At 44.8% G+C, this 4,978-nt stretch carries 3 protein-coding genes and 1 pseudogene; all 4 read left to right on the top strand.

Translation table 11 applies throughout. From position 1 onward, the window contains the following. Positions 1 to 194: 194 nt before the first annotated feature. Positions 195 to 1,574, top strand: a complete 1,380-nt coding sequence (locus tag F6K20_RS23975) for an RNA-guided endonuclease InsQ/TnpB family protein (RefSeq protein ID WP_287253910.1) — start codon at positions 195 to 197, stop codon at positions 1,572 to 1,574. 524 nt (positions 1,575 to 2,098) lie between these two features. Beyond that, positions 2,099 to 3,481 (top strand): ATP-binding protein, encoded by a 1,383-nt coding sequence (locus F6K20_RS23970; RefSeq protein WP_008189919.1) that lies wholly within the window; start codon positions 2,099 to 2,101, stop codon positions 3,479 to 3,481. Then, positions 3,471 to 3,683, top strand: a complete 213-nt coding sequence (locus tag F6K20_RS23965) for a hypothetical protein (RefSeq protein WP_287296293.1) — start codon at positions 3,471 to 3,473, stop codon at positions 3,681 to 3,683. The genes F6K20_RS23970 and F6K20_RS23965 overlap by 11 nt, the downstream gene beginning before the upstream one ends. Before the next feature lie 253 nt (positions 3,684 to 3,936). After that, positions 3,937 to 4,978: pseudogene (locus tag F6K20_RS23960) on the top strand (eIF2A-related protein); the annotation flags it as partial.

The following is a 4,978-nucleotide window of genomic DNA, read 5'->3' as shown; positions in this document are numbered from 1 at the left end:
TCCAATCTTGTTCCTCAACGACGGGACTGACCAAATCCCCCAAAGTTCTACCAAAATATCCAGAAATGTGAGAGCCCTGCGTCTTTAGACCGGGGATGAAACAGAGCGACGGGATTAATCCCGTCGTATCCATAAACTTGGGAACTCTTTTAGTTTTAAATATGTCATAATATGTATAAGGAGGTGATAGCAAAATGTATAGGACAATTCCAGTAAAAGCAATATTCACAGATGAAGAAAAAGCTTTTTGGCTATTTCAAGGCGAACAAGCGAATAGCTTATGGAATTGTGCTACCTATTACTCCAAGCAAAAACATTATACTTGGCTAAAACAGCAACCAGAAGCTTTTACTACTTACTGGAAAGAAGATGTGCTGCGTTATGGTTGGAAGACGTATAAGTGTAATGTTAATTACGCGGAACTTTGTAAAGAGCTAAAAGATAATCCTCATTACAAAGCGATGGCGGCTCAATCAGCACAGCAAACTTTAAAGTCTGTGGCTGAATCAATTACAGGTTATAACCAATTAGTCGGACTTTATTATAAAGGCCAGGTAGATAGACCAAGACTTCTTAGATATCGCCAAAAAGGCGGGTTGACTGGTGTGACTTTCCCGAGACAAGCTCTTACCTATAAAAAAGGCTTATTTTATCCCTCTGTCAGCAAAGAGAGTAAACCAGAACTGCTAACAGAAATTGTACTAGAAGCTCCAGATTTTATAGATCCAGATTGGGTCAAAGAGGTGACAATTCGCCCGTACCTGGGAGAATTATGGATTGATTGGGTGATCGACGACGGGAAGCAACCAGTCGAGAACAACCCCAATCTTGATTATTCACAGGCTTGGAGCTTCGATCATGGTGGGGATAATTGGCTAACCGGAGTTTCGACCCATGGAAAGAGCCTGATTATTGATGGTCGGAAACTCAAATCCATGAATCAGGGGTACGCCAGATTGGTTGCCAAATATAAAGCCGGTAAATCAGATTTTTACTGGGATAGCAACCTGGATCGTGTCCAACGGAAACGCAACAATCAGATGCGAGATGCGATCAACAAGGCAGCCAGATTTATAATTAACAGATGCCTCAATGATCGTATTGGAAACTTGATAGTTGGATGGAATGAACGTCAAAAAGATTCATCAAAGATGGGGAAACGGGGAAATCAGAACTTTGTAGTTATTCCCACTAAGAGGTTAATCGAAAGACTAAAGCAACTAGCCTGCGAATATGGAATAAAACTAACGATTACCGAGGAAGCGTACACCAGTAAAGCGTCTTACCTTGACGACGACAGCCTCCCAAAACATGGCGAAAAACCCAAAGGATGGACACCGTCGGGCAAAAGGGTAAAACGTGGATTATACAAGTCTTCTGAAGGGCACCTAATCAATGCTGACTGTAACGGGGCAGGCAATATTGCTAGGAAAGTAGCTGCACAGTTAGGAATTGACTTAACCAAGGCAGGTAGGGGATCAATGACAGTCCCACACCGGTACGATCTGTTTAACTCTCTTTCTAGATCGTACAGGACAAGAAGTGAAGTGGCACGGGTTCACCCTGCCACGTAACAACATTGTAGAATCCCCCGTGCTTTAGCCGGGGGAGATGTCAACTTTACCCGCAATCGACGCAAGGGGAGTCCGGCGCAATACTTTTGGTTCAGTATCGGAAATATAGCGATTTCTATCCTAATGAGGTAAACAAGATTTTTCCCTGTTCCCAGATCCGCTGTTCCCTGCTCCGAAGTCCCTGCTCCCTGCTCCCTAAAACCAAGGTACCCGATCGGGTACTGCTTCTAGTCTGACTGATGAGCCACACTAGGAGTAGGGAGTGTGAAGGGAGGATAGCATTTATGAAATTTCAGGCAACTTTCTGCGCAGCTACGGCATCATATACCATCAGGATTGAGAATAATGTTACGTTTTATTGCAGTTAATGGAAAATGTCAATTGCATAATGTGTAGCTATTAAGTCGATAAATTATATAGAGGCTGTATATCCGTTTGCAGCGTAAATTGGTCAGCGATGTCGATCTGGCAGATATCGGGGTGTAATCTGACAATAGTCAATTCGTCTACCGGGGGGAAGTTTAATGACAGTGAATTTCAGCAGATTTTTTCGGGTCTGTAATCCCAGTAAAACCCTGAATGTGGGGAGGGCTGAAGACCAACAATATTACATTGATTTTTCCAAGGTGCGGGGCAGCAATATTATTCGAGAACTCAGACGCACCATTACCTTCTCAGAAGACGAACCCACCTGTCAGTTGTTTACCGGACACATGGGCTGTGGCAAGTCTACCGAGTTATCGCGATTGAAACGGGAATTAGAACAACAGGGATTTCATGTCGTCTATTTTGAGTCCTCTAATGACTTGGACCTGGCAGATGTAGAGATCAGTGATATTTTGCTGACCATTGCTCGTCAGGTGATTCAAAGTCTGGAGGACGCTAAAATTAGACTCCAACCCACCCGCTTCCGAGGGTTAGTGCAAGGGGCGGCTAAGTTGTTAAACTCCGAGGTGACCGGGTTGAAATTCAAAGTTCCTGAGTTTCAGGCCGCTGGTGTAGGGGTTAACATACCTGATGAGATTGGCATCAGCTCACAAGAGGGGGAGTATTCCCTAGCCTTTGGGATTGGGGAAATTACCACCAAAGCTAAGAATTCTAAGGACATTCGCTCCCTATTGCGACAACATCTAGAGCCACGGGTCAACAATATTGTAGAAGCGATTAATACAGAACTGATTGAACCAGCTCAACAGCAGCTGCAACAGCAGGGTAAAGCTGGACTAGTGGTGATTGTGGATAATCTTGACCGGATCCATAATAAACCTAAGTCAGGGCAACGCAATCAGCCAGAATATTTGTTTGTAGACCAGGGGGAGTATCTTAATCAACTCAAATGCCATGTGGTCTACACCATTCCCCTGATTTTGGCATTTTCCAATGACCAAGAAAACCTCAGGAATCGCTTTGGTTGTGAGCATTTACTGTTACCGATGGTACAGGTACAAGAACCAGATGGTAGTCCCAGTGATGCCGGAATTGCTTTGCTGCGACAGATGGTCTTAGCCAGAGCCTTCCCAGATCTGGAGCCAGAGCAACGGATCGGTTTAATTACAAAAGTGTTTGATAGCCCACAGACCTTGGATCGGCTGTGTCTAGTCAGTGGGGGTCATGTCAGGAATTTGTTGGTGCTGCTCCGTAACTGCCTCAGGAAAGACGAGCCGCCTTTATCTCGTAACTTGGTAGACAGTGTGATTAGTCAGCGTCGCAATGAATTGAGCAGGGCAATTACACCGGATGAGTGGGAATTGCTCAGACATGTGGCTGAACACAAAACTGTCAGGGGTGAGGAGGAATACCAAATCCTGTTGAAGAGTTTGTTTGTGTTTGAGTATTGTAATGACCACGGATGTTGGTATGATATCAATCCGGTGTTAGATGATGCCAAAGAATTGAATGGAAGCTAAATATAATATCAGCTATCAGCCGTCAGCTGTCAGCTATCAGCATTCAGCCGTAAGCTATCAGCTATCAGCATTCAGCATTAACCTCTACCTGAAATTACTCAGTTCCATGACTCCCTGTGTAAGCATTCAGCTATCAGCTATCAGCTATCAGCTTTTAAATAACACAAGTAAGCATTCGTTTAATCTTTGTTACGTCAGCTGAATGCTGACGGCTGACGGCTGAATGCTGAATGCTGAATGCTGAATACTTACCTCCCTGTCCGGTTAAAGGGCGTGAATCAAGGGATAAAATATCATGCTCATGAGGTACACATAGTTGTTTACCACTCCCTCCCTTAGCCGCGCCCAGTTTAATCCCTGCTCCCTGCTCCCTGCTCCCTGCTCCCTGCTCCCTGCTCCCTGCTCCCTAAAACCCAAGACTTTGTGCCTCACCCAATTGAGAAATACTATAAGTCATGCTAGATACAACCGCAAATCACAACCAAGATTCCTTGAGAGAACTAATCAGACTGATTACTTTTTCTCAGGGAGAATTTTCGTTGATTTTAGCGGTTGGTAACTATGGGGTATTGAGGACACAAATTATTGAGCAGTTGCAGGAGCAATGTTCTATTCCGATCAGGGAGCTGGTCTTAGAGCAATCGGTTAAAACTCTCTATACCACTATTGTGGAAGAGCTAGGTCCGGAACAGCCAGAGGCGTTGATGGTATCTGGGATAGACTCAGTAAGTTGCATAGAGGAAGTGCTGACAGCAACTAACCAGATTCGGGAAGAGTTTCGGAACTTTCGGTTTCCACTGGTGTTGTGGGTGACGGATAAGTTGCTGCAAATGCTAATTCGGTCAGTGCCAGATTTCCACAGTTGGTCAAGCTGTGTTGAGTTTGTGATTAGCAGCGGTCAATTAATTCAGTTTATCGAGCAAACCACTGATCAGGTGTTTGCCAAGATGGTAGCATGCCGTGAAACGGAGTTTTTGCAGAGTTGTACTCTGAATTTAAACAAAGGCTCTGCATCCTATGTGGAATTACACTCAGCACGACAGGAGCTGGAAAAGCAGGGAGTGGCCTTAGCCCCTGAGTTAGAAGCCAGTTTGGAATTTGTGCTTGGTCGAGTGGCTGATAATTCTAAACAAGAGTCTCGACAGCATTATGAGCGCAGTTTAGCTCTGTGGAAACAAACCGATAACCGGGAACGCCGTGGCCATGTACTATTCTGTTTAGGGTTGTGGTGGGCTGGTTATGCACTGTGGCATAAAGCTGAGAAGGAGCAAGGTTGTCAAAAAGCAAAAGTTTGTTTTCAGGAATCGGTTGAGGGTCTTGAGCAGGCTAACCGCCCAGAGTTAGCTGCCAAATATATTAATTTTTGGGCAGAGGCACTTCGGCACCAGTCAAATTGGGAGGAGTTAGAGAAAGTTGCCCATAAAGCCTTGGCGCTCCATCAAACCTATTCTGATCCATTCAGAATGGCACGAGCTTATGGCTTTTTGGCTGAAGTAA

The organism is Moorena sp. SIO2C4, from assembly GCF_010672485.1.
GTDB lineage: Bacteria > Cyanobacteriota > Cyanobacteriia > Cyanobacteriales > Coleofasciculaceae > Moorena > Moorena producens.
The sequence above is the reverse complement of the archived record's forward strand: the minus strand, read 5'-3'. Positions and strand labels throughout refer to the sequence as shown.

Coding starts and splice junctions, on each gene's coding strand:
- F6K20_RS23975 (WP_287253910.1), top strand. CDS start 195: ATGTATAGGACAATTCCAGTAAAAGCAATATTCACAGATGAAGAAAAA.
- F6K20_RS23965 (WP_287296293.1), top strand. CDS start 3,471: ATGGAAGCTAAATATAATATCAGCTATCAGCCGTCAGCTGTCAGCTAT.
- F6K20_RS23970 (WP_008189919.1), top strand. CDS start 2,099: ATGACAGTGAATTTCAGCAGATTTTTTCGGGTCTGTAATCCCAGTAAA.